Below are 23190 nucleotides of genomic sequence, written 5' to 3'. Positions count from 1 at the left end.
GACAGGCGGGGACGTCCCGCGGCGGCCTGCGGACGAGCTGAGATTCGCCGGACAACGGCAGGTGGGCCGCGGCTGCGGTGGGCCACACCGGAAGGACGAGGCCGGCTGCGGGGCCGACGAGTACTGCGGTGGACGAGCGGGGCGGCGGTAGGTCATCGGCGGAGAGTTGGTGGGTCGGGTGGCGGTGCGCGGGGATGGGAGGAGAGGGTTGGGGGATGAGTGATCAACTGGAGCGGGATGCTGCCGGGGCGTTGGTTGTGGGATTCAGTGGAACATCGGCGCCGGACGGGCTGCGGCGGGCGGTGGCGGACGGGCTCGGGGCAGTCATCCTGTTCACCCGGAACGTGGCCGACGCCGACCAGGTCGCCGCGCTGACGGCTGAGCTGCGGGCGGAGCGTTCGGACCTGATCGTGGCGATCGACCACGAGGGTGGCGAGTTCAGCCATCTGGCGCCGGCCAACCCGTGGCCGCTCGCTTCGCCGCGCCTGCTGGGCGACCTGGATGATCCCGACCTGACCCGGGCCGCGGCGCGCGACGCTGCCGCGACGCTCGCCGCACTGGGGATCGACCTGATGCTCGCGCCGTCCGTCGACGTGAACAGCAACCCGGCCAACCCGATCATCTCGACCCGCTCGTTCGGCCGGACGGCGGATATCGTCGCGCGGCACGGCGTCGCGTTCGTCGAAGGCGTCCACGAGGCGGGTATCGCCGCCTGCCCGAAACACTTCCCGGGCCACGGCGACGTCGCCGTCGACTCGCACACCGATCTCCCGCGCGTCGACCGGTCGATCGACGAGGTCAGCGCGGTCGAGCTCGAACCCTTCCGCGCCACGATCGCGGCCGGCGCCGACGTCGTGATGAGCGCGCACATCGTGTTCTCGGCGTACGACGACCAGCCGGCCACCCTGTCGCGCCGCATCCTCACCGGACTCCTGCGCGACGAACTCGGCTTCGAAGGCGTCATCACCACGGACGCGCTCGAGATGCAGGCGATCACCAAGAACCGTTCGATCGAGGACGCCGCCGTCGCGTCGATCACCGCAGGCGCCGACCTGGCGATGATCGCGGTCGGTACGGCCGACCCACAGGCGCTGACCGCCCGCGTCGTCGAAGCGGTCCGCGAAGGAACGCTCCCTGCCGAGCGGGTCGCCGACGCCGCGGCCCGAGTACGGGCGCTCGCCGCGTCACTCGTCCGGCGCACGCGTCTGCCGGGCCTCGACGGCGCACCGATCCGCGAGGTCGCGGCGCGGTTGGTGGCCGGCCAGACGTTCCCGGCGTTCGGCGCGGCGCCGTACGTGGTCGACCTGACGCAGGGCCTGCACCCGGCGTGGAACCCGTACTTCTCCGGGTTGCCCGAGATCTTCACCAGGGTGTCGCCGAGCGCCGAGGGTGTGGTGCTGCGCGGTGAACACCACCTCACCGACAATGGTGAACCCCAGGACGACGCGATCGCCAACGCAGCCAAGGCTGCCCAGGGCCGTCCGCTGGTGATCGCGGTCCAGGACGCGGGCCGGACACCGTGGATGCGCGCCGCCCTCGACTACCTGATCCAGGCGCACCCGGAGAACGTCTTCGTCCTCTGCACCGGCATCCCTGAGGACCAGCAGCTGGTACCGCAAGGCATCCCCTCGGCCACTACCTCCGGCCGCAACGTCATCGTCCTGGAAGCCATCGCCAAGCAGCTGACCCGCTAGATGATTGATGCGCGGCCCGAAGGTGTGCACGCTCGACAGCTAGTGTGGTGCGGGGCGGGTGTGTTCGGCGCCTGGTACACGCTCAGCTGTGACCCCTGGCACGGGACACGTCCTGTCGACCTGACACACGCCACTCACGCCCACATGCCCGAGCGTCCCCGGCTCCATCACCACGACCACCGAATCCAGACCAGGCCGTGCATCAATCATCTAGGCGTGTCACCTCGACAGGAGGTCTCCGACCACGACGGGGGCTCAGGCCCCGTCGTGAGCGGGCGGCAAGGGGCAACGCGACGACACGTCCTGTCGGGTTGACACACCGAGCGGCGAATCACCAAGCCCAACCGTCGCAGGAAGTTGGCCTGGCGGTGCGGTCTGGGATGTGGGGCAGTCTGAGATGTGGGGTGGTCTGTGGGTGGGGCGGTCTGGGGGGGGCGGCGGTCCTGGGGGGTGCGGCGGTCGTGGGGTGGGGCGGTCGTGGGGGTGGGGCGGTCTGCGATGTGGGGAGGATTGCGGGTGGGCCGGTCGGGGGTGGGTGGTCCGGTCTGGGGTGGTGGGCCGGTCTGGGGTGGGTGGTCCGGTCTGGTGGTCCGGTCTGGGACGCGGTGAGGCTGGCGTGGTGTCCTGATGGGTTTGGCCGGCGCCGGAAGTGGGGGCTGTGTCCGCGCGGCGGGGGGTGTGAACAGGAAATAACCGGTCCTAGCCCTCCAGTTCCTGTTCAAGGCCCCCACTTGTGTCCGCGCCGCGCCCCACCCCTGCGGCCCACAGCAGCCCACTCCGGCGTCCCACTCCGCGCGGCCCGCGCCGGCGACCCCACTCCGGCGTCCCGCTCTGTGCGGCCCCGCGCCGGCGTCCCGCTCTGTGCGGCCGCGCCGGCGACCCACAGCGGCGACCCACAGCGGCGACCCACAGCGGCGACCCACAGCGGCGACCCACAGCGGCGACCTGCGGCGGCGACCCCACTCCGGCGACCTGCGGCGGTGGTCCGCGGCGGTGGTCCGCGGCGGTGGTCCGCGCCGGTGGGTGGGTTAGGGCTGGCGGCAGGTTAGTTCTAGGTCCAAAGCGTGGTCTTCGACGTAGTTGAGGGCGTGGCGTACTGCGCCTACGGAGACGATGGCGTCGCCGAGGGAGGAGACGGCGACGCGTGGGGGTGTGCTGGTGTAGCGGGCCAGGCGGGACTCCAGGTCGGGGAGGAGGGCCGCTGCGGCTTCGGCGACGGCGCCGCCGAGGACGACCAGTTCGGGGTTGAACAGGGTGCCGAGCGTGGCGACCACGCGCGCGGTTCGGTCGGCGATCTCGTGCAGGATCTCTTCGGCGACCTTGTCGCCGTCCGCGGCCGCACGAAACACCTGCTCGGCGGTCACCTCGCTGTCGCCGACGAGCTCCCGCAGAGATGTCTCGACGCCCTCGTCCGCGATCGCCGCAGCGCCCTTCTCGCGGGCGAAGCGCGCGATCCCGTGCGTGTCGCCGACACCCTCGACCAGTTTGAGGAACACCATCTCGCCGGCGCCGCCGCGCGAACCGTGCAGCAACCGCCCCGAGTCCATCAGCCCGGACCCGAACCGCTCGCCGGCGAGCAGGACCACCAGATCGTCGACGTTGCGAGCGTCCCCGCGCCAGTGCTCGCCCAGGGTGGCGAGGTTGGCGTCGTTCTCCAGCAGGACCGGCCAACCGTGCAGCTCGGTCAGCCGCGTGGACAGCCCGGTGTCGAAGCGCCGCCAGAACTCGTCGTCCACCAGGATGTTGCCGTCCCGGTCGACCGGCGCCGCGACCCCTGCGCCGGCGGCGAGCACCTGCGCGTCCGACACTCCCGCGGACGCCAGCGCATCGACCGCCGCCTGGTGCACGATCTCGGTCCGCTCGGCCGGTGTCGTCACCCCGGCCGTCGACCGGACGGCCTTGGCCAGTGTCTCGCCGCGCAGGTCGGACACCAGCACGGTCGTCTTCGCCGCGCCGATGTCGATACCGAGCACGTACCCCGCGCGGCTGTTGAACTCGAACCGCCGCGACGGCCGCCCGACCGACGTCCGGCCGGGGTCGAGCTCGATCACCCAGCCCATCGAGATCAGGTCGTTGCAGACCGCGTGCACGGTGGCGCGGGTGAGTCCGGTGGCTTCGATCAGGCCGGTCCCCGTCATCACCCGGGCACGGGTGAGTACGCCGAGTACCTTGCCCGCGTTCACCCGCCGCAACATCGTCGGGGTGGCCGTCGGCGGGGTAGCCGGTGGTTTCGCCATGAAAGCCCCTTGACCTCGTCGTCGTACAGTCGCAGAATACATGCAGATTCTAAATTTAGAGCCTATATATAAACGCCGGGTGACCGACAGATTTCCCCTGTGAGGCAATCAGTGAGTACTCCGCAGTCCACCGACCCCGACTGGTGGCGGCAGGCCGTCGTCTACCAGATCTATCCGCGCAGCTTCGCCGACTCCAACGGCGACGGTGTCGGCGATCTGCCCGGCATCATCAGTCGAGTCCCGTACCTGGTGGCGCTGGGCATCGACGCGGTGTGGCTGAGCCCGTTCTATCCGTCCGCGCTGGCCGACGGCGGGTACGACGTCGACGACTACCGCAATGTGGACCCGCGACTGGGGACGCTGCAGGACTTCGACCAGCTCGTCGACGCGTTGCACGCGGAGAACATCAAGCTGATCGTCGACATCGTCCCGAACCACACCTCGAACCGGCACGAGTGGTTCGTCGAGGCGCTCGAGGCCGCGAAGGGCCACCCGGCCCGGGATCGGTACATCTTCCGCGACGGTCAGGGCGACCAGCCGCCGTCGGACTGGGACTCGGTGTTCGGCGGTTCCGCGTGGGCGCAGACCGAGGACGGCCAGTGGTACCTGCACCTGTTCGCGGCCGAGCAGCCCGACCTGAACTGGCAGCACCCCGAGGTCCGGGCGGACTTCCTGGAGACGCTGAAGTTCTGGTCCGACCGCGGTGTCGACGGCTTCCGGGTGGACGTCGCGCACGCGCTGGTGAAGGACCTGACCGAGCCGTTCCCGTCCAAGACCACGCTGCCGCGGCAGTCGGAGTCCAACGGCAAGCACCCGCTCTGGGACCAGGACGGCGTGCATGAGATCTACCGGGACTGGCGCAAGCTGCTGAACACCTACGACCCGCCGCGGTCCGCGGTCGCCGAGGCGTTCGTCCCGGCCCATCGGCGCGCGCAGTACGCGAGTGCCGACGGCCTCGGCCAGGCGTTCAACTTCGATCTGCTGCAGGCCGACTTCGAGTACCAGAAGTTCCGCGAGGTGATCGAGCAGAATCTGGCGCTCGCGGCCGAGAACGGCTCTTCCTCGACGTGGGTGTTCTCGAACCACGACGTCGTCCGGCACGCGACCCGGTACGGCCTGCCGAAGAACCCGAAGGGCGGCTGGCAGGACGGCAAGGACTGGCTGCTCAGCAACGGCACCGAGCCGACAGTGGACGTCGCGCTCGGCCTGCGCCGCGCCCGCGCCGCGACGCTGCTGATGCTGGCGCTGCCGGGATCGGCCTACCTGTACCAGGGTGAGGAGCTCGGTCTGCAGGAGGTCGGCGAGCTGCCGGCCGCGAACCTCCAGGACCCGGCGTACTTCCGCTCGAAGGGTGCTGAGAAGGGCCGCGACGGCTGCCGTGTCCCGCTGCCGTGGACGATCAACGGGCTGTCGTTCGGCTTCGGTCCGGGCGGATCGCATCTGCTGCAGCCGAAGTGGTTCGGCGCGTACTCCGTCGAGGCGCAGGAGCACGATCCGGAATCGACGCTGAGCATGTACCGCAAGGCTCTCGCCGTACGTCGTGGTCTGCGCACTGACAGCTCGCTGACCTGGATCGACAACCAGGACGAGGTGCTGCACTTCGTCCGCTCCGGCGGCTGGCAGTGCGTGACGAACTTCGGCGCGGCGCCGATCGAACTGCCCGACGCGGCGGTCGTCCTGTCCAGCGGTCCGCTCGAGGGCGACAAGCTCCCCAGCGCCACCACCGCCTGGCTGATCTGACCGACACACAAGCCAGCACTACACAGGCCAGCACTACCCAAAGCCCGTCCCGGCCAAGCCGTCCCTGTACGGCCCTCCCCCTGTGGCCGGGGCGTCCGGTCGTGGTGGGGGCACCGGGGCGGTTGCCCCCGCCACGATCCTTGTCCGCGCGACCGCACGCCGCTCACCATCAGCACGCCCCGCGCGCCGCTCACCATCAGCACGCCCCGCGCGCCGCTCACCATCAAGGCCCGCACGTCGCACACCATCAGCAGGGCCCTGCGCGCCGTACACCACCAGGAGGCCCCGCGCGCCGGGAGCTCGGAGGGTGTCAGGATAGGCGGCGTGACGACGCTTGCGGACGTGATCACGGTTCTCGACCGGCTCTACGACCCGGCCTGGGCGGAGTCCTGGGACGCGGTCGGTCTGGTGACCGGAGACCCGGAGCAGGAGGTACGGCGGATCCTGTTCGCCGTCGATCCGATGCGGGCCGTGGTCGACGAGGCGATCGAGGGCGGCTTCGATCTGCTCGTCACCCATCACCCGCTGCTGCTGCGCGGGGTGAACAGCGTGGCCGCGACGACCCCTAAGGGCAGCGTGATCCACGACCTGATCCGCGCCGGCGTCGCGCTGCACGTCTGCCACACGAACGCCGACAACGCGAACCCGGGCGTGAGCGACGCGCTCGCCGCAGCGATCGGTCTGCGCGACACCCGTCCTTTGAAGGCGATGCCCGACGAGCCGATGGACAAGGTGGTCGTGTTCGTCCCGGTCGACGAGACGCAGGCGATGATCGACGCGCTGGCCAAGGCCGGCGCCGGGCAGATCGGCGACTACGAGCGCGCGGCCTGGAGCGGTACCGGTGAGGGCACGTTCCGGCCGCTGCAAGGTGCGAACCCGACGATCGGGTCGGTCGGCGACATCGAGGTCGTCCCGGAGCGCCGGGTCGAGATGCTGCTGCCGCGCCGCAAGCGCCGCGCGGTCGTCGAGGCCCTGGTCGCGGCGCATTCGTACGAGGAACCGGCGTACGACATCTACGAGCTGGCCGCGCTGCCGAGTGATCGCGGCGGCGGCCGGATCGGCGTCCTCGAGGTGCCGCTACCGCTGTCGGCGTTCGCGCGGCTGGTCGCGGAAAGTCTGCCGCGCACCGAGCACGGCGTCCGGGTCTCCGGCGATCCGGACCGCACGATCGAGACCGTCGCGGTGGTCGGGGGAGCGGGCGACTCGGAGTTCGATCGGGTCCGCGCAGCCGGCGTGGATGCGTACCTGACCGCCGACCTGCGGCACCACCCCGCGACCGAGGCCCGGGCGTACGGCGATCCGGCGCTGGTCGACGTTGCGCACTGGGCCAGCGAGTGGCCGTGGCTCGCGGACGCCGAACGGCTCCTGGTCGAAGAGCTGGCGGCGCGAGGAAGTACCGTAGACACTCACATCTCGACGCTCTGCACGGATGCATGGACCCTGCGGATCTGAGCGCCCCGGACCTCACCTAAGGAGCCGATTCTGAACGCCGAGCCCGCCGTCCAACGCCGATTGCTGGACCTGCAGGACCTCGACCTGCAGCTGGATCAGGTCGCGCACAAGCGCGCGTCGTTGCCCGAACACCAGGCGCTCAAGGAGCTGACCGCCGAGAAGGCGGTCGTCGACCGCGACCTGGTCACCGCGGACACCGAGGTCAGCGACCTGCAACGGGAGCAGAAGAAGGCCGATTCCGACGTCGAGCAGGTCAAGCAGCGGCGGGCCCGCAACCAGCAGCGGATCGACTCCGGTCAGGTCACCTCGCCGCGCGACCTGGAGAACCTGCAGCACGAGATCGGTTCGCTGGAACGGCGGATCGCCGACCTGGAGGACGCCGAGCTCGAGGTGATGGAGAAGCTCGAGGCCGCCGAGGCGGTGCAGGCCGAGCTGCGGACCCGCGCCGAGGCGTTCGCCGGCCGTCAGGCCGAGCTGGAGACCAGCCGCGACGCGGCGATCAAGGAGCTGGACGAGCAGCGCGCGCAGCTCGGCGACCAGCGCGCCGTGGTCGCGGCCGAGCTGCCCGAGGACCTCCTCGCGCTGTACCACCGGCTGCGCGAACACAGCGGCGGGATCGGCGCCGCGCCGCTGGTCGGCAAGCGCTGCATGGGCTGCCGGATGGAGCTCGCTCCGTCGGACCTGAACGCGATCAAGGTGGCCGCGCCGGACGCCGTACTGCGCTGTGAGGAGTGCGGCCGCATCCTGGTGCGGACGTCGGAGAGCGCGGTATGAGCGACTACTCCCACGTCATCGTCGAGGCTGACGGTGGATCGCGCGGTAATCCCGGCCCGGCGGCGTACGGCGCCCTCGTGCGCGACCCGCAGACCGGGAAGGTGATCGCGCAGCAGGGCCGGACGCTCGGGATCGCGACCAACAACGTCGCGGAGTACTCCGGTCTGATCGCCGGACTCGAACTCGCCCGGGAGTACGCGCCGAACGCCTCGATCGAGGTGCGGATGGACTCCAAGCTGGTCATCGAGCAGATGGCCGGTCGCTGGAAGATCAAGCACCCGGATCTGCAGCCGCTGGCGATCAAGGCGCAGGGGCTGGCTCCGTTCGGCACCGAGTGGACGTGGGTGCCGCGCGCGCAGAACGCGGCCGCGGACGCGCTCGCGAACAACGCGCTCGACGGCGTCGACATCCCGTTGACACCGGCGCCGGCCGGTACGGCGGCCGCGCTCGAGAAGGAGCCGTCCGACCTGCAGAAGGCCTTGCAGGGCTGGGGTCCGCAGACTGCGCCGCCGACGCGGCTGATCTTCCTGCGGCACGGCGAGACCCCGCATACCGCGGAGAAGCGGTTCTCGGGATCCGGCGGTGACAACCCGGGGCTGAGCGAGACCGGTCGCGCGCAGGCCGCGGCCGCGGCGGAGTACCTGACGCGGGTCGGCGAGATCGACGCCTTGGTGGTGTCGCCGATGCGCCGGACGCGGGAGACCGCCGAGGCGGTCGCGGGCAAGCTCGGGCTGGAGCCGGTCGTGGACGAGGGCTGGCGGGAGGTTTCGTTCGGCGACTGGGACGGCCACACGTTCGCGGAGATCCAGCAGAAATGGCCGGATGCGATGAACGCCTGGCTGGACTCGACCGCGGTCGCACCACCCGGCGGCGAGTCGTTCGACACCTGTGCGCGGCGCGCCCGCTCGGCGCGGGACGGTCTGCTCGCGCGGTACCCGGGCCGGACGGTCGTCGTGGTCACCCACGTGACACCGATCAAGCTGATGGTCCGGTCGGTGCTGCAAGCCCCGATGTCCGCTCTGTTCCGGATGGAACTGCGCCCGGCAACCCTGACCGAGATCCACTGGTACGCCGACGGGCTGCCCTCGTTGCGGTCCTTCAACGTGGAGCCGACGCTACTCTGAGCCCATGCCGCTGCAGAGGGTCAGGTTCGTCGAAGGGGTTCCGGAGGTTTTCCGGGCGTCGTTGCAGGACATTCGCCGGGAGCTGGAGGTGCCGGCGGAGTTCCCGCCGGAGGTGACGGCCGCGGCGCTCGAGGCGGCGAAGCATCCGCGGCTGCCGGAGCTCGACCGGACCGCGATCGAGTTCGTGACGATCGACCCGCCGGACTCGATGGATCTCGATCAGGCGTTGCACATCGAGCGGGCGGGCGACGGCTACACGGTGCACTACGCGATCGCGGACGTGGCCGCGTTCGTCCAGGCCGGCGACCCGATCGACCAGGAGGCCCGGCGCCGCGGCGAGACGCTGTACGCGCCGGACAAGCGCACCCCGCTGCATCCGCCCGAGCTGTCCGAGGCGGCGGCGTCGCTGCTGCCCGACCAGGTGCGGCCGACGGTGCTGTGGACGATCACGGTCGACGCCGCCGGCGAGGGCACGGACGTGCGCTGCGAGCGCGCGCTGGTGAAGTCGCGGGCCAAGCTGAACTACGCGGCGGTCCAGAAGGACCTCGATGCCGGTACGGCGCCGGAGTCGCTGCAACTGCTCCGCGAGGTCGGCAAGCTCCGCGAACAGCGCGAACTCGACCGCGGCGGCGTCAACCTCCCGATCCCGGACCAGGAGGTCGTCACCTCCAACCACGGCTGGGGGCTGGAGTTCCGCGCGCCGCTGCCGGTCGAGGGCTGGAACGCGCAGATCTCGCTGCTCACCGGTATGGCGGCCGCGAGCCTGATGACGCAGGGTGGCATCGGCGTGCTGCGCACACTGCCCGAGTCGCACGACGACCTGCGGCGCAAGCTCGGCAGCACCGCGAAAGCGCTCGGCATCGACTGGCCCGAGGACGCGACGTACGCCGAGTTCATCCACGGTCTCGACCCGAAGGTGCCGGCCCACGCGGCGATGCTCGCGGCGTGCACGGTGCTGTTCCGCGGCGCCGGGTACACGGCCTTCGACGGCAGCGTCCCGGACCAGCCGGAGCATGCGGCGATGAAGTCGACGTACGCGCATGTCACCGCGCCGCTGCGGCGGCTGGTGGACCGCTGGGCGTCCGAGATCTGCGTCGCGTTGTCCGCGGGCGCCGAGGTGCCGGCATGGGTACGCGAGTCGATGGACGAGATCCCCAAGATCATGGACGAGGCGGGCCGGCGCGCGAACGCGTACGAGCGCTCGATCGTCAGCATGGTCGAGGCCGGCCTGGTCGCCGATCAGGTCGGCGCCGAGTTCGACGGCGTGATCACCGACGTCGACCAGAAGGACACCGGCCGCGGCATCGTCGTGCTGACCAAACACGCGATCGAGGGCCGCGTCACCGGCCAGTCGCTACCCCTCGGCCAGCAGGTCCGCGTCAAACTCGTCGAAGCCGACATCGCCAAGCGCACCGTCGCCTTCGAGCTGAGCTGACAGGGGATGGGATGGATTACGACGAGTTCTTCGCGCAGTACAAGAGCGCTCACGACCTCTGGGCCTTCGGCAGGCTGGACCTGGAGGCCGCGACCGCCGAAGTGAGGCGCCTGCGGGCGCTCGGGCCGTCGATCGAGCCGGCCGACGAGCGTCGCACCGCCGAGTACCTGCTGGACCAGTAGGTGAACGAAACCTCGCCCCAGGCCGAGGACCGGGTCGCTCGGGCAACTGCAGCCCTGAACCGCGCCACCGCCGACGTCACTGCCGGTGCCGGGACCACGGCGGAGCGGCGGGCCCGCGCCGAAGCAGGCATCGTGGAGATCTCCGGTATCGCCGACGAGACAGCTGACGTCGCGGAACGGTACGCGATCGTCGCCCTGAACGAGTCCCTCGCCAAGCTGATCGACACACTCGAACGCGGCGAATCGCAAGGACGACGGTGACGACTGGGGGGACGGCGACGGGCGGCGAGCCGCCTTCCGGCCGTCGGCGGGGTGTCCGGACCTTCGACGAGCTCATGGACCGACAGGCCGAGGCGGCCGTCGCCTTGTCCGGCGCCCATCATTCGTCGTGGCGGCGCGGCCGGCTGGGGCACACCCGCACGGTCGAGCGCGGCATCGTCCTCGGTACGGCGGACTGGGACGGCACCCTGCGCTACCACCACGGTGATTTCGTCGCGCCGCTGCAGGAGATGTTCGCCCGGCAGGGGCAGGGGATCGCCCCTCAGGACCTCGTGCGGTACCGAAGTGCGCTGCTCGTGGTATTGCACGAGAACGCGCACATGCTGGCGCCGCAGGGGCGGGACAACGGCGACGAGCGGGACACGCCGCTGAGCCCGGACCGCAAGGCCCTCGAGGAAGGCGCCACCGAGGCGTGGGCGATGCGCAACCTCGACCGTTACATCGACGAGCTCGGACTGGCCGAGATCTGCCCGGGCCTCAAGCGCGTCACGGAGATCTCGAGGTACCAGCAGTACATGCCGGCCGTCGACGTTCTCGCGGAGCGGGTCGGCGAGGGCGCCGGTCTCGGCCGGGCGGGTGCTCCGCCCGCGGCCGGCCGGGACGAGGTCGTGCGGCGGATGAACTGCGCGCTGTCCGACGGCAAGTGGCCGGTGCTCGTCGACCTCATGTACGAGAGCTCGGAGCTGCGCACGCTCGCGCCTGAGCACGAGCGCCAGGTGAAGCGCCGAATCGACCGGGCGATGCGGGCTCCGTTCCGCGCGCTGGCCGACCTGGAGACTTCCGCGGTAGTTACGACAGTGCCTTGAGGTATTCCTCGACCGCTGCGGTGGTTCGTTGCCGGTCGTCGGTGGCGAGGAGGTCGAGCAGGGCGCCGCGGAGGATGGCGAGAACCGCGGTACGGCGGGACTCGGACTGGCCGGGGTCGCTCGTGCGGAGCAGTTCGAGCCAGTCGTCGACCGTGGAGCGGGCGAAATCCGCCCACGGGCCGTCGGGGGCGATGAGGGAACGCCCGTACGCCTCGACCCAGAACGTCAGCAGCGGGCGGTGTTCGGCCGCGGACAGCCAGGTCCACAACTCGCGGGCGACCACGGTCAGGCCGGGCGGCTCGTCGTACTGCTCGCCGATCCGGCGCAGCAGCTCCAGCTGATCGGAGCGGGCGCGGGCGAGCAGGGCGCGGATCAGGCCGTCCTTGCTGCCGAACAGGAACAGCAGGACGCGCGGACTGGACCCGATCGCGGTCGCGAGCGGGCGCAGCGACAGGTCGGCCAGGCCGTGGGTCAGCGAATACGCGTACGCGCGCTCGAGCAGTTCCTGCTGCCGCGCGGACGGGGCTTCCTTCGTGGTCGGCACGCAGCTAGTATCGCCTACTGAAACAGTCGTGTCAGTAGGGGTAGGTATGACGAAGCTGATCAGGAAACTGGGGCAGCCGGGGGATCTCGGCTGGGTGGTGCAGGCGCACGCCGAGATCTACGCGGCGGAGTACGGCTGGGGACCGGCGTACGAGACACTGATCGCGCAGATCGTGACGGCGTACGCGACCGACCACGACGACGAGCGCGAGGCCGCGTGGATCGCCGAGGTGGACGGCGAACGCGCCGGCAGCATCTTCTGTGTGCAAGGACCCGACGAGACGACGGCGCAGCTGCGATTGCTGCTGGTGACGCCGGCCGCGCGCGGGCTGAAGCTGGGTGCGGCGTTGGTCGACACGTGTATGGCGTTCGCGCGGGCGGCCGGCTACAAGCGCATGGTGCTGTGGACGAACGATCCGCTGGTCGCGGCGCGGCACATCTACCTGGCGCGTGGCTTCCGTCTGACGAGTTCCGAAGTACACGAGCAGTGGGGCGACCGGCTGCTCGGTCAGACGTACGAGGTGGATCTCTAGGACTTGCAGGCCGGTGCGCCGGGTGCGGCGGTCTGGTAGATCGCGTGCGAGAGGAACGTGCTGACGTAACCGTTCGCGACCGTCAGTGCGTGCCGCGCGTCGGTGTCGCCGAGCGGGAGGTAGCGACGCAGCGGGTACGCGAGGTAGTAGACGCCGTAGTCGGTGAAGTTGAAGTGCCGCGCGCCCGGGATCGTCGCACACCACGCCGTTCCGGTGCTTGCCTTGAGCAACGAGAGGGCGCGGTCGCGGCCCTGGTCGGTGTGCGCGTCCGGGCCGCAGACGCTGGTGATGCAGGAGTCGTCGGCACCCAGCAGCAGGATCGGCGCCCGCACTCCCTTCTGGACCACCTCGCCGTACTGGATCCCGTCCAGGTCGACCGCGGCGGCGCACCGCGAGTCCAGGCGGCACGCCTCGAGCGACGCGGCGCCGCCGAACGAGTGCCCGACGTACGACGGACCGACGGCCGACTCGACCGAGTTCGGCAGCTCCTTCGCGACCATCCCGGCCGCGAACCGCGCGTCGGCCGCCCAAAGACCGACCAGGTGATCGCCGACCTGCTCCGCGCCCTCGGTGCTTTCGCCGAGGTTCGACGGGCTCGCCTCCGGCTTGCTCTCGATCGTCTGCCCGCCGAGGACGGTGAGGTTGGCGCTGTACGTCGGCGTGACGCCGGCGACCAGGTACCCGTGACTGGCGAGATCTTCCGCGAGGGCAGCGTACATCGGCGCGGACAGGCCCATCCCGGGCATCAGGACGACGACCGGGAACCGGCCGGGCGCGACCGCGACCCGGTCGAGCGCGCGGTCCTGCAGCGTGTCGAACGGTCCCTGGAACACCGAGACCGGGGGCTCGAGGTGCAGTCCGCTCCACTCGCCCGGCGCGTACTGGACGCGGCGGCCGGTGGTCTCCTTCGCCACCGGGTACCACAGCCAGACGGACAGGCGGCGCGGACCGTCGACGTACGGGTCGCGGCGTGGCGTGTCGGTCCACTCGAACGTCCGCCGTCCGACCTGGAAGTTCCCGCTCGGCTCCGGCAGCGCGACCGGCTCCGACCGCTGCACCAGCACCCACCCGACGTACCCGGCGCCGCCGAGCAGCACGAGCAGGAGCACGATCACGAATCCGGTCCGCAGCCGCCGCTTCATCCCCGTCGCCTCATCCCCGTCGCCTCATACCTCAAGCCTCTCATCGAGCCCCCGTCACCGGCGGCACTTCTCAACCGCTTTGTGACCTGGAAACGTGCTGAGGCCGGGGGACGGGCCGGCGGATGAGGTGGGAACGGGCCGGTCGTGTAAGCCGGATTCTGTCGGGGGCGATCATCCATCTAGGGTGACCGTTGCCGGCCACCTCCAGCGGCCTACCCGCGAGCTCGGGCGGGCAGCCCTCGAACGCTCGCGCGGACAGTGGTTGCCCACCGCCCTTCTTGGCCTTGCTCCGCGTGGGGTTTACCGAGCCTCCGCAGTCACCTGCGGAGCTGGTGGTCTCTTACACCACCGTTTCACCCTCACCCGCACTCCGGTGAACCACGGGGTTCATCGGAGCCGCTGGCGGTCTGTTCTCTGTGGCACTGTCCCGCGGGTTACCCCGGGTGGGCGTTACCCACCACGCTGCCCTGTGGAGTCCGGACTTTCCTCGGCGCCCTCGCCCGGCGGTGCCGGAGGAGGACGACGCGATCGCCTGACCGACCCGTTCCTGCCTTCAGGATACGGCCTCGAGGGCTACCTCCGGCCACAGCCCGTCCGCACCGCGGTGATAGCGACGGACGTCGGCCACGGCATCGAGGTTCAGCGGCCCATAGATGTGCGGGAAACTCAGGCCGGTCCCGTCCAGGTCCTCGTCGCACAGCGCGGACACCAGCTGGGTGGTGTCGATCACCAGCAGGCACAGTGGCTCGGTCACGTCGTCGTACGCGAAGTTCGCCACCATCGCGACCTGCTCGGGCCGCGACGCGTGGATGAATGTCGCCCCGTCGTCGAGGCTCTTCCCGCGCGTCGACCACCGGTAGCACCCGGCCCGCACCGCCGCCTCCCAGTGCTCCACGAACGCGATGTGCACAATCGTCGCCATACGTCCAAAGCTAGTGCTTCCAGCGGTGGATTAAGGTGCTCGACATGGCCAACGAGGAACGCGCCGAGAACAACGGGACCGAGTCCGCCGGTACGAGCAAGCCGGTCAAGCCGGTGGACGACCTGGTGACGACACAGCACACCCTCTCGCTGGACGGCGAGGAGCTGCGGTACACCGCGACCACCGGGCGGATCGTGCTGCGCGAAGAGGTGGTCAAGGACGGCACCTTCGACGGGTTGAAGCCGAAGGCCGAGGTGTTCCTCACGGCGTACACGCTGGACGACGCGGACGCCGCGGACCGCCCGGTGACGTTCGCGTTCAACGGTGGTCCGGGCTCGTCGAGCATCTGGTTGCACCTCGGTCTGCTCGGCCCGCGGCGCGTGGTGTCTGGTGATGTCGGTGAGCTGGCGCCCCCGCCGTACTCGATGGCCGACAATGCGGAGACGTTGCTGAAGTACAGCGACGTGGTGTTCATCGACCCGGTGTCGACCGGGTTCTCGCGCGCGGCGGAGGGGGAGAAGCCGGGGGACTACCACGGGTTCACGCGTGATCTGGAGTCGGTCGGTGAGGTGATCCGGCTGTGGACATCGCGCAACGGGCGGTGGATGTCGCCGAAGTTCCTGGCCGGCGAGTCGTACGGTACGACGCGCGCGGCGGGGCTCGCGGCGCATCTGCAGCAGCGGTACGGGATGTACCTCAACGGCGTGATGCTGATCTCGGCGGTGCTGGAGTTCGGCACGCTCGACTTCACACCGGGCAACGACCTGCCGTACACGCTGTTCCTGCCCTCGTACGCCGCGATCGCGCACTACCACGGGTTGGTCCCGGACCGGACGCTCGAAGAGGTGCTCGCCGACGCGGAACGGTTCGCGGCCGGGCGGTACCCGAATGCGCTTGCCCAGGGCAACCGGATCCCCGCGGACTACCGGGCCGAGGTGGTCGCGCGGCTGGCCGCGTTGACCGGGTTGAGCGAGGACTACATCGACCGGGTGAACCTGCGGATCGAGCACATGCGCTTCTTCGGCGAGCTGCTGCGCGCGCAACGCCGTACGGTCGGACGGCTGGACGGCCGGTTCACCGGATGGAACCCGGACTACGGCGCGGAGACGCCGGACAAGGATCCGTCGATGAACGCGATCACCGGTCCGTACTCGGCGGCGCTGAACCACTACCTCCGGGTCGAGCTCGAGTACCACAACGACCTGCCGTACGAGATCATCAATGTGGACGCGGCGAAGAACTGGTCGTTCAAGGAGTTCGAGGGCCAGCAGATCACGGTCGCCGACAAGCTCGCCGAGGCGATGCGCGTCAACCCGCACCTCAAGATCTACGTCGGCTCCGGCCACTACGACGGCGCGACGCCGTACTTCGCCACCGAACACACCCTCGCCCGCCTGCAGATCCCCGAAGAACTGACGGCGAACATCGAAACGAAGTACTACCCGGCCGGCCACATGATGTACGTCCACGACGAATCCCGCATCCGGCAAGCCGCCGACCTCGGCACCTTCATCACCAACGCCGCCAACCGATGACGGCGGACGCCGGCGCTTCCTCGGTTCGACGATGGCACCGGCGGACGGGCGAGCGTCACGGAAGGGTGAGGACCTCGGCGCCGGTGTCGGTGACGACGAGGGTGTGTTCGAACTGGGCGGTGCGGGACTTGTCCTTGGTGGTGGCGGTCCAGCCGTCGTCCCAGAGGTCGTAGTCGTGGGTGCCGAGCGTCAGCATCGGCTCGATGGTGAACGTCATGCCGGGCTCGATCAGGTCGTCGAAGCGCTCGTCGTCGTAGTGCGGGATGATCAGCCCGGAGTGGAACGCGGTCGAGATCCCGTGGCCGGTGAAGTCGCGGACCACGCCGTAACCGAACCGCTTCGCGTACGACTCGATCACGCGGCCGATGATACTCACCCGGCGGCCGGGCTTGACCGCCTTGATGCCGCGGTTCAGCGCCTCGCGGGTGCGCTCGACCAGCAGCCGGCTCTCCTCGTCGACGTCGCCGACCAGGAACGTCGCGTTGGTGTCACCGTGCACCCCGTCGAGGTACGCCGTGATGTCGACGTTCAGGATGTCGCCGTCCTCGAGCGGGCGGTCGTCGGGGATGCCGTGGCAGATCACCTCGTTGACCGACGTACACAACGACTTCGGATAACCGCGGTACCCGAGCGTCGACGGGTACGCGCCGCGTTCGACCAGATACTCGTGGCCGATCGCGTCCAGCTCGTCGGTGGTCACGCCGGGCTTGGCCGCCGCACCGACCGCCTGCAACGCCTGCGCGGCGAGTTTGCTCGCGACGCGCATCTTCTCGACCAGTTCGGGGGACGTCACATAAGAACCGTCGAACGGCGCCGGTGCCGGCTTGTCGACGTATTCCGGGCGCGGAATGGAAGCTGGTACGTCGCGGCGCGGCGAGATGACGCCAGGAGTGAGGACAGACATGGTGAGATCATTCTAGTGAGCGGCACCAACACCTCAGGAGGTGGCTATCGGCGATGAGTGACGATCACAGCAACGAGTGGTACTACAACACCAAGACCGGCAAGGTCGAGCCGTACCAGGGTGCGAAGTCCGCCGACCGGCTCGGTCCGTACAGCTCGCCGGAGGAGGCCGCCCGCGCGCTGGAGAAGGTCCAGGAACGCAACGAGGCCTGGGACAACGACCCGAAGTGGGACGACGAGGACTGATCCCACTGCCCACGCCGAGGGGCCTACCGGAAGCATCCGGTAGGCCCCTCGATCATCGGTGTGCTGACGCGGCACCGCGTGGGTGCCGGCGCAGAATCAGCGGGCGACCCGCTTGGCCGCGGTCTTGCGGGCCGGTGCCTTGCGGGCCGGCGCCTTTTTCGCGGCGGTCTTCACCGCGGACTTCTTCGCGGCTCGCGCCGGCGCCTTCTTCGCGGCGACGCGCTTGGCCGGGGCCTTCTTCGCAGCGGCCTTCCGGACCGGTGCCTTCTTGGCCGCGGTCTTCTTCGCCGGGGCCTTCTTGGCAACGGTCTTCTTCGCGGCCGTCGTCTTCTTCGCCACGGTCTTCTTCGCGGCGCCGGTCTTCTTGGCGACGGCCTTCTTCGCCGTCGTCTTCTTCGCAGCCGTGGTCTTCTTCGCGGCTGCGGTCGTGCGCTTGGCCGGCGCCTTCTTCGCGGCGGTCTTCCGCGCGGCCGTGACCTTCTTCGCCGGCGCCTTCTTGGCCGCGGTCTTCTTCGCCGTGACCTTCTTGGCAGCGGTCTTGGTGGCGGCGGTCTTCTTGGCTGTGGCCTTCTTGGCTGCGGTCTTCTTGGCCGGCGCCTTCTTCGCCACCGTCTTCCGGGCGGCGGTCTTCGTGGCCGCACTCACCTTCTTCGTCGCTGTCTTCTTTGCTGCGCCGACCTTGCGCGCGGTCGTCGTCTTCGCGGCGCTGGTCTTCTTCGCGACAGTCTTCTTGGCGGGAGAAGCCTTTTTGGCTGTCGCCTTCCCTGCGGCTGCCTTCTTGGCTGGCACTCTGCCTCCTTGGTGCGGCTGAGGAAAACCACGGTGGATTCCTCGACGTCATGATGATGACAACACTTGTGCGCTACGTAAAGCACCGGAAACGTCCGCAGGTTAAGGAGAACTGGCGGCGTCGAAGCGGTCAAATGCCGAGAATCCTTGTAGCGAAGGGATTTCGCCGCGCCCTGAGCATGCCGGACGGCACCGAGAATTTCTTGGCGACACGCGCACGAATCGGGCCGGAAACTGCCCGATCGGCAGGTGTTGTCGTCGGCAACCTCTTGTCGCGGTGCGGTACAACGGAGGTGTGCAGACCGCGTACGACGATCTCGGCAACGTTGTCGAACTGCCCGACGAAGTGCGTCGGGTGGTGAGCGTCGTGCCGTCGTTGACGGAGTCGATCGCGGCCACCGCGACGGACCTGATCGTTGGTGCGACCGACTGGTGTACGCATCCCGCGGACCTCGATGTCGTGCGCTGCGGCGGTACGAAGAATGTGAACCTCGAACGCATCAGCGAACTCGCACCGGATGTTGTCGTCGCGAACGCGGAAGAGAATCGTGCCGTCGATCTCGACGCCTTGCGTGCCGACGGAATCGCCGTCTGGGTCACCGCGCCGACGACCGTACCGCAAGCACTCGATGCACTCGGCCGAATGTTGTCCGTACTCATCGGCGACGAGCCGGCATGGCTGCACGAAGCACGCGACGTGTGGAGTGCGCCGTACGGCGGAATGCGCCGGTGTGCGGTGATACCGATCTGGCGGCGGCCGTGGATGGCGTTGGGACGGGACACGTTCGCGGGCGATCTGCTGGCGCGACTCGGTGTCGACAACGTGCTGCGCGAATCCGGCGAACGCTATCCACGGATCGATCTGGATGCCTTACCGGAGTACGACCTCGTGGTGTTGCCGGACGAGCCTTATGCGTTTTCTCCCGATGACGGACCGGAGGCGTTCGCGAAACCCGCGCGCTGTGTATCGGGGCGGCATCTCACCTGGTACGGGCCGTCACTCGTCGAGGCCCGTGCCGTCTTGACGCAGCAACTCGGCTGACGATCAGGACGCGCGGCGCAAGGTGATTTCGTCGGCGGCCTGACGGACCAGGGCGGGAATGGTGACGTGCGCGGCCTGACCGGTCGCCTCGAGGTCGTCGCCGTACCACCAGCCGTGCTTGCTGATGGTCTGGAGCTCGAGCTCCTCCTGGTTCGCGAAGGTCACGTCGAGGCGGTCCACGGCGACCGCGAAGAACGTCTGGTGCTGAACGATCCGGCACCCGCCCCACTCGAACTCGATCGTGTTCGTCGCCATCGGTGCGCCGAGCGCGTCCGCGGGCAGCACGATGCCGACCTCTTCGCGCAACTCGCGGCCGGCCGCGTCCGCGACCGTCTCACCGGCCTCGACGCCGCCGCCGATCGTGAACCAGTACGGCGTCTGCGGCTTCAGCGGATCCCACCCGTGCAGCAACAACACCTTCCCGTCCGGTCGCACCGGCAGCACGCGCGCCGTCGTACGATGCCGGACCGTCCCGGGCGGTGGCAGGCGAAAGTCACTCACACCACAAAACGCTACGTGACCCGGTCAACGCGCGCCCGTCAAGCGGCGCGTCCTGGTTTGGTTGCCGACGACACCATGCCGACCCTCCGAGGCGTGCCTACGATCGGAGACATGGCAAGCATCGGTCTCGGACTGGCGGCGCTCGGACGCCCCGGGTACATCAATCTCGGTCACGACGAGGACCTCCCACCGCGGCGTGCGGTCGAGGACCTGCGCGCGCGGACGCACGAGTTGCTCGAGCTCGCGTGGCAGGCGGGTGTTCGCTACTTCGACGCCGCGCGTTCGTACGGTCTCGCCGAGCAGTTCCTCGGTGAGTGGTTGAGACCGGAACGCCGAGCCGAGCTGACGATCGGCTCCAAGTGGGGGTACACGTACGTCGCCGACTGGCGATCCGACGCGGACGTGCACGAGGTGAAGGACCACAGTCTCGCGACATTCGAGCGGCAGTGGCCCGAGACGCTGCAGGCGCTGGGCGGGCCGCCGGACATCTACCTGGTGCACAGCCTGACGTCGGACAGCCCGGCCCTCGCGGACAAGCGATTGATGGACCGGCTACGTGAGGTCGCGGACTCGGGTGTGCGCGTCGGGTTGTCCACCAGCGGCCCGCGGCAGGGCGAGACGATCCGCCGGGCGTTGGCGTCCGGTACGCCGTTCAGCGTCGTCCAGGCGACGTGGAACGTACTGGAGACCTCAGCCGGCGACGCACTCGCCGAGGCGCACGACGCCGGATGGTTCGTCGTGATCAAGGAGGCAGTCGCCAACGGACGGCTGACCGAGCGCGCGGGGGATACGCCGTTCACCGTCTTCGCGCGGCAGCACGGCGTCGCACCGGATGCGCTGGCGGTCGGCGCCGCCGTTGCGCAGCCGTGGGCCGACGTGGTGCTCAGCGGCGCCACCACGGCGGCCCAGCTCGCGAGCAACCTCGCCTACCGCACGGACGGACCGCTCACCGAGTTCGTCCAGCGACCCGAGGAGTACTGGACCGAGCGCTCCGCCCTACCTTGGCACTAGATCTCTAGAACGTGTGCTCCTCGCCCGGGAAGGCGCCGTTGGCGACCTCGGCGGCGTAGGTGCTCGCGGCGTTCAGCAGGACGCCACGCAGGTCGGCGTACTGCTTGACGAACCGCGGCATCGTGCCGGACCGCAGCCCGGCCATGTCCTGCCAGACCAGCACCTGCGCGTCGGTGTCGCGGCCGGCGCCGATGCCGATGGTGGGGATCGGGATCCGCTTGGTGATCTCACCGGCCACGTCGCCCGGCACCATCTCCAGCACCAGTGAGAACGCACCGGCCTCGGCGAGCGCAACCGCGTCGTCGATCAGACCGGCCGCCTGATCACCGCGCCCCTGGACGCGGTACCCGCCGATGCTGTGCTCGCTCTGCGGCGTGAACCCGATGTGCGCCATCACCGGAATCCCCGACTGGGTGAGCTTCTCGACCATCGGTACGACGGTCCGCCCGCCCTCGAGCTTCACGGCGTGCACGCCGGCTTCCTTCATGAACCGTACGGCGGTGTGGAACGCCTGCTCCGGCGACGCCTGGTACGAACCGAACGGCAGGTCCGCGACCACCAGCGCCCGCTCGACCGCACCGGCGACCGCGCGCGCCAACGGGATCAACTCGTCGACCGTCACACGCAGCGTGGTCTCGTAGCCGAACACGTTGTTCGCAGCGGAGTCGCCGACCAGCAGCACCGGAATACCTGCCTGGTCGAAGATCTCGGCCGTGTACTGGTCGTACGCCGTGAGCATCGCCCACTTCTCGCCGCGGCTCTTGAAGTCGCGCAGGTGATGCACGCGGTACCGGCGCGGACGCTTCGGACCGTCGGCCGTCGGCGTCGCTGCTGCGGACTGCCCTGACTGTCCCGTCTGGCCGGACTGTGCATTCTCGCCGGACCGCTTGACCGACCCGCTGCCGTACGGCGCTACTTCCGTCTCGCCGCCGCTCGCGGCGGAACCCTGAACTGCCTCAGCCGAACCTACGAGCGCGGTCGTACCCGGATCCGCGGTTGCGCCCGGGTCTGCTGCCGGTGCTGCTGGGGTGGTGGTCGCAGGCGTCGAGGTCGGGCCGGTTGGCGCTTGGGTCGGGACCGGGTGTGCGCGGCGGGCGCGGTGTGAACTGACCTGGTCCGCCGGTACCTGACTTGGTGCGTCCTGCTGTACGTCGGCGCGCCGCCGTGCACCCACCGGACGGACCGGCGTGGGTGCAGGTGTAGGCGCCGTCTGTGGCTCGGCAACCGATGCGCCGGGTATTTCGTCACTCACCGGGGCGTTGCCTTCGTACTCGGCACTCGGGTCCGACAAGTACCCGTTGTCCCGCACCCGCGGAGGCACGCCGTGCGGCTGCCCACCACCTCGAAGCCGGATCTCCTGCGGACGGGTTTCCTCGGGCTCGTGCTGCACCGGCTCGACCCGCCGAACCTCGTCCCGCGACTCCACCGGATCGGCCGCGCGCACTCCTTCCCGCGCCGGCTCGTGCACCGGCTCATGCACGGGTTCATGCACTGGTTCATGCACTGGTTCCTGCACTGGTTCATGGATGGGTTCATGCACTGGTTCATGCGCCGACTCGCGGTGCGGCTCATGAACGGACTCATGGCTCCAGACCGGTTCGGGGCCGGGACCCGGCTCGTAGCGCCGCGCCGGCTGGCTCGACTCGTAGCTCAGTCCGTTGGCGGAACCGTTGCTGTACCCGTGGCCCGAGCCGTGACTCAGCCCGTTGCCGGCACCGTTGCTCGAACCATTGCTGCTTCCATGACCCGACGGCTGCCCACCCGACGATGGGCCACCCGGCGTCGCCCCGGTTCCGTTCGGTCCGAACGGGCTCGGCGCGGGGCTGCCCCAGTTCGTGCTCCCGTTCGACGCCGGGCGCGACGCCGTACCGTTCCCGCCCTGCCCCTGCCCCTGCGCCTGCCCCGGACCCTGTGCCCGACCTGGGCCCTGACCCGGAACCTGGCCCTGTGGCCGCGGCGCCGGCTGACCACCGCCGTTGCTGCCACCCGACCCCGGCCCGAACGGACTCGGCCGCCCCTGCGCCGGCGGCGGGGCAGGCGTTTGGGCAGGTGATTGGGCAGGTGATTGGGCAGGTGATTGGGAAGGCGATTGGGCAGGCGGCACCTGTGGAGGCCGCCCCGGGCGCGGACCCTGCTGCGGTGGCGGCGGTGCGCTCGGCAGGTACGGCGGTTTCGGCACGTACGGCTGCTGCGGGACGGGCCCGCGGTCGTACAGCCGCGGGGCGTTCGGCAGCGACGGCGCGGGGTCCAGGGTGGGCCGGTCGCGCCAGGGGTCGTTGTCGTAGTCCGAGCGGCGGTGC

The 23190-nt window shown here is 69.8% G+C and carries 22 protein-coding genes and 1 other RNA gene; 14 read left to right on the top strand and 9 right to left on the bottom strand.

The window, feature by feature from the left end; translation table 11 throughout:
- The first annotated feature begins 215 nt into the window (after positions 1–215).
- Positions 216–1694 carry a beta-N-acetylhexosaminidase gene (nagZ, locus tag AB0B82_RS19450; RefSeq protein WP_360169912.1) on the top strand — a complete coding sequence of 493 codons (1479 nt, stop codon included), beginning with the start codon at positions 216–218 and terminating at the stop codon, positions 1692–1694.
- 1028 nt (positions 1695–2722) lie between these two features.
- Here nagZ and AB0B82_RS19445 read toward each other — a convergent pair.
- Positions 2723–3931 (bottom strand): ROK family protein, encoded by a 1209-nt coding sequence (locus AB0B82_RS19445; RefSeq protein ID WP_360169909.1) that lies wholly within the window; start codon positions 3929–3931, stop codon positions 2723–2725.
- 99 nt (positions 3932–4030) lie between these two features.
- On the opposite strand from AB0B82_RS19445, the gene AB0B82_RS19440 reads away from it, so the two are divergent.
- The 8 genes from AB0B82_RS19440 to AB0B82_RS19405 all read left to right on the top strand — a co-directional run bounded on the left by AB0B82_RS19440 (position 4031) and on the right by AB0B82_RS19405 (position 11723).
- Positions 4031–5671 carry a glycoside hydrolase family 13 protein gene (locus tag AB0B82_RS19440; protein ID WP_360169906.1) on the top strand — a complete coding sequence of 547 codons (1641 nt, stop codon included), beginning with the start codon at positions 4031–4033 and terminating at the stop codon, positions 5669–5671.
- Positions 5672–5995: 324 nt separating this feature from the next.
- Complete coding sequence (locus tag AB0B82_RS19435) at positions 5996–7123, top strand: Nif3-like dinuclear metal center hexameric protein (RefSeq protein WP_360169903.1); 1128 nt, start codon at positions 5996–5998, stop codon at positions 7121–7123.
- A 60-nt stretch (positions 7124–7183) separates the two neighbouring features.
- Positions 7184–7897 (top strand): C4-type zinc ribbon domain-containing protein, encoded by a 714-nt coding sequence (locus AB0B82_RS19430; protein ID WP_360169900.1) that lies wholly within the window; start codon positions 7184–7186, stop codon positions 7895–7897.
- On the top strand, positions 7894–9021 hold the full coding sequence (locus AB0B82_RS19425) for a bifunctional RNase H/acid phosphatase (RefSeq protein ID WP_360169897.1): 1128 nt from the start codon (positions 7894–7896) through the stop codon (positions 9019–9021). The genes AB0B82_RS19430 and AB0B82_RS19425 overlap by 4 nt, the downstream gene beginning before the upstream one ends.
- A gap of 4 nt (positions 9022–9025) precedes the next feature.
- Positions 9026–10456, top strand: coding sequence for an RNB domain-containing ribonuclease (locus AB0B82_RS19420; protein ID WP_360169894.1), 1431 nt, complete (start codon positions 9026–9028; stop codon positions 10454–10456).
- A gap of 11 nt (positions 10457–10467) precedes the next feature.
- Positions 10468–10638, top strand: coding sequence for a hypothetical protein (locus AB0B82_RS19415; protein ID WP_360169891.1), 171 nt, complete (start codon positions 10468–10470; stop codon positions 10636–10638).
- Positions 10639–10899 (top strand): hypothetical protein, encoded by a 261-nt coding sequence (locus tag AB0B82_RS19410; protein ID WP_360169888.1) that lies wholly within the window; start codon positions 10639–10641, stop codon positions 10897–10899.
- Positions 10896–11723, top strand: a complete 828-nt coding sequence (locus AB0B82_RS19405; RefSeq protein ID WP_360169885.1) for a hypothetical protein — start codon at positions 10896–10898, stop codon at positions 11721–11723. Before AB0B82_RS19410 ends, AB0B82_RS19405 begins: the two co-directional genes overlap by 4 nt.
- Here the strand turns inward: AB0B82_RS19405 and AB0B82_RS19400 are convergent.
- Positions 11707–12267 (bottom strand): TetR/AcrR family transcriptional regulator, encoded by a 561-nt coding sequence (locus AB0B82_RS19400; protein ID WP_360169882.1) that lies wholly within the window; start codon positions 12265–12267, stop codon positions 11707–11709. The genes AB0B82_RS19405 and AB0B82_RS19400 overlap by 17 nt on opposite strands.
- Before the next feature lie 46 nt (positions 12268–12313).
- Between AB0B82_RS19400 and AB0B82_RS19395 the strand changes: the two genes are divergently transcribed.
- Complete coding sequence (locus AB0B82_RS19395) at positions 12314–12799, top strand: GNAT family N-acetyltransferase (protein ID WP_360169879.1); 486 nt, start codon at positions 12314–12316, stop codon at positions 12797–12799.
- On the opposite strand, the gene AB0B82_RS19390 is transcribed toward AB0B82_RS19395, so the two are convergent.
- The 3 genes from AB0B82_RS19390 to AB0B82_RS19380 all read right to left on the bottom strand — a co-directional run bounded on the left by AB0B82_RS19390 (position 12796) and on the right by AB0B82_RS19380 (position 14863).
- Positions 12796–13941, bottom strand: coding sequence for a hypothetical protein (locus tag AB0B82_RS19390; protein ID WP_360169876.1), 1146 nt, complete (start codon positions 13939–13941; stop codon positions 12796–12798). The two genes, AB0B82_RS19395 and AB0B82_RS19390, sit on opposite strands and share 4 nt — an antisense overlap.
- A gap of 130 nt (positions 13942–14071) precedes the next feature.
- Positions 14072–14485: RNase P RNA component class A (gene rnpB, locus AB0B82_RS19385), an RNA gene on the bottom strand.
- A 9-nt stretch (positions 14486–14494) separates the two neighbouring features.
- Complete coding sequence (locus AB0B82_RS19380; RefSeq protein ID WP_360169873.1) at positions 14495–14863, bottom strand: DUF952 domain-containing protein; 369 nt, start codon at positions 14861–14863, stop codon at positions 14495–14497.
- Positions 14864–14907: 44 nt separating this feature from the next.
- On the opposite strand from AB0B82_RS19380, the gene AB0B82_RS19375 reads away from it, so the two are divergent.
- Complete coding sequence (locus AB0B82_RS19375; protein WP_360169870.1) at positions 14908–16398, top strand: peptidase S10; 1491 nt, start codon at positions 14908–14910, stop codon at positions 16396–16398.
- A 55-nt stretch (positions 16399–16453) separates the two neighbouring features.
- Here the strand turns inward: AB0B82_RS19375 and map are convergent, their stop codons facing one another.
- A complete protein-coding gene (gene map / locus AB0B82_RS19370) occupies positions 16454–17302 on the bottom strand; it encodes a type I methionyl aminopeptidase (RefSeq protein WP_360169867.1) in 849 nt (282 codons plus the stop codon).
- Between the two features lie 53 nt (positions 17303–17355).
- On the opposite strand from map, the gene AB0B82_RS19365 reads away from it, so the two are divergent.
- Positions 17356–17547 carry a hypothetical protein gene (locus tag AB0B82_RS19365; RefSeq protein WP_360169864.1) on the top strand — a complete coding sequence of 64 codons (192 nt, stop codon included), beginning with the start codon at positions 17356–17358 and terminating at the stop codon, positions 17545–17547.
- A 96-nt stretch (positions 17548–17643) separates the two neighbouring features.
- On the opposite strand, the gene AB0B82_RS19360 is transcribed toward AB0B82_RS19365, so the two are convergent.
- The gene (locus AB0B82_RS19360) at positions 17644–18336 is read right to left on the bottom strand and encodes a histone H1-like repetitive region-containing protein (protein ID WP_360169861.1); all 693 of its coding nucleotides are present in this window, start codon (positions 18334–18336) and stop codon (positions 17644–17646) included.
- A 295-nt stretch (positions 18337–18631) separates the two neighbouring features.
- On the opposite strand from AB0B82_RS19360, the gene AB0B82_RS19355 reads away from it, so the two are divergent.
- A complete protein-coding gene (locus AB0B82_RS19355; protein ID WP_360169858.1) occupies positions 18632–19378 on the top strand; it encodes a helical backbone metal receptor in 747 nt (248 codons plus the stop codon).
- Positions 19379–19381: 3 nt separating this feature from the next.
- Here the strand turns inward: AB0B82_RS19355 and AB0B82_RS19350 are convergent, their stop codons facing one another.
- Positions 19382–19879 (bottom strand): NUDIX domain-containing protein, encoded by a 498-nt coding sequence (locus AB0B82_RS19350; protein WP_360169855.1) that lies wholly within the window; start codon positions 19877–19879, stop codon positions 19382–19384.
- Between the two features lie 111 nt (positions 19880–19990).
- On the opposite strand from AB0B82_RS19350, the gene AB0B82_RS19345 reads away from it, so the two are divergent.
- Positions 19991–20890: an aldo/keto reductase gene (locus tag AB0B82_RS19345; RefSeq protein WP_360169852.1), complete on the top strand. Its 900-nt coding sequence runs from the start codon at positions 19991–19993 to the stop codon at positions 20888–20890.
- 4 nt (positions 20891–20894) lie between these two features.
- Here the strand turns inward: AB0B82_RS19345 and panB are convergent, their stop codons facing one another.
- Entirely contained in the window at positions 20895–21674 is a 780-nt protein-coding gene (panB, locus tag AB0B82_RS19340; protein WP_360169930.1) for a 3-methyl-2-oxobutanoate hydroxymethyltransferase, read from the bottom strand.
- Positions 21675–23190: the final 1516 nt, after the last annotated feature.

Source organism: Kribbella sp. NPDC048915 (genome assembly GCF_040649595.1).
Taxonomy (GTDB): domain Bacteria; phylum Actinomycetota; class Actinomycetes; order Propionibacteriales; family Kribbellaceae; genus Kribbella.
The sequence above is the reverse complement of the archived record's forward strand: the minus strand, read 5'-3'. Positions and strand labels throughout refer to the sequence as shown.

Coding starts and splice junctions, on each gene's coding strand:
- nagZ (WP_360169912.1), top strand. CDS start 216: ATGAGTGATCAACTGGAGCGGGATGCTGCCGGGGCGTTGGTTGTGGGA.
- AB0B82_RS19445 (WP_360169909.1), bottom strand. CDS start 3,931: ATGGCGAAACCACCGGCTACCCCGCCGACGGCCACCCCGACGATGTTG.
- AB0B82_RS19425 (WP_360169897.1), top strand. CDS start 7,894: ATGAGCGACTACTCCCACGTCATCGTCGAGGCTGACGGTGGATCGCGC.
- AB0B82_RS19420 (WP_360169894.1), top strand. CDS start 9,026: ATGCCGCTGCAGAGGGTCAGGTTCGTCGAAGGGGTTCCGGAGGTTTTC.
- AB0B82_RS19415 (WP_360169891.1), top strand. CDS start 10,468: ATGGATTACGACGAGTTCTTCGCGCAGTACAAGAGCGCTCACGACCTC.
- AB0B82_RS19395 (WP_360169879.1), top strand. CDS start 12,314: ATGACGAAGCTGATCAGGAAACTGGGGCAGCCGGGGGATCTCGGCTGG.
- AB0B82_RS19390 (WP_360169876.1), bottom strand. CDS start 13,941: ATGAAGCGGCGGCTGCGGACCGGATTCGTGATCGTGCTCCTGCTCGTG.
- AB0B82_RS19380 (WP_360169873.1), bottom strand. CDS start 14,863: ATGGCGACGATTGTGCACATCGCGTTCGTGGAGCACTGGGAGGCGGCG.
- AB0B82_RS19375 (WP_360169870.1), top strand. CDS start 14,908: ATGGCCAACGAGGAACGCGCCGAGAACAACGGGACCGAGTCCGCCGGT.
- map (WP_360169867.1), bottom strand. CDS start 17,302: ATGTCTGTCCTCACTCCTGGCGTCATCTCGCCGCGCCGCGACGTACCA.
- AB0B82_RS19365 (WP_360169864.1), top strand. CDS start 17,356: ATGAGTGACGATCACAGCAACGAGTGGTACTACAACACCAAGACCGGC.
- AB0B82_RS19345 (WP_360169852.1), top strand. CDS start 19,991: ATGGCAAGCATCGGTCTCGGACTGGCGGCGCTCGGACGCCCCGGGTAC.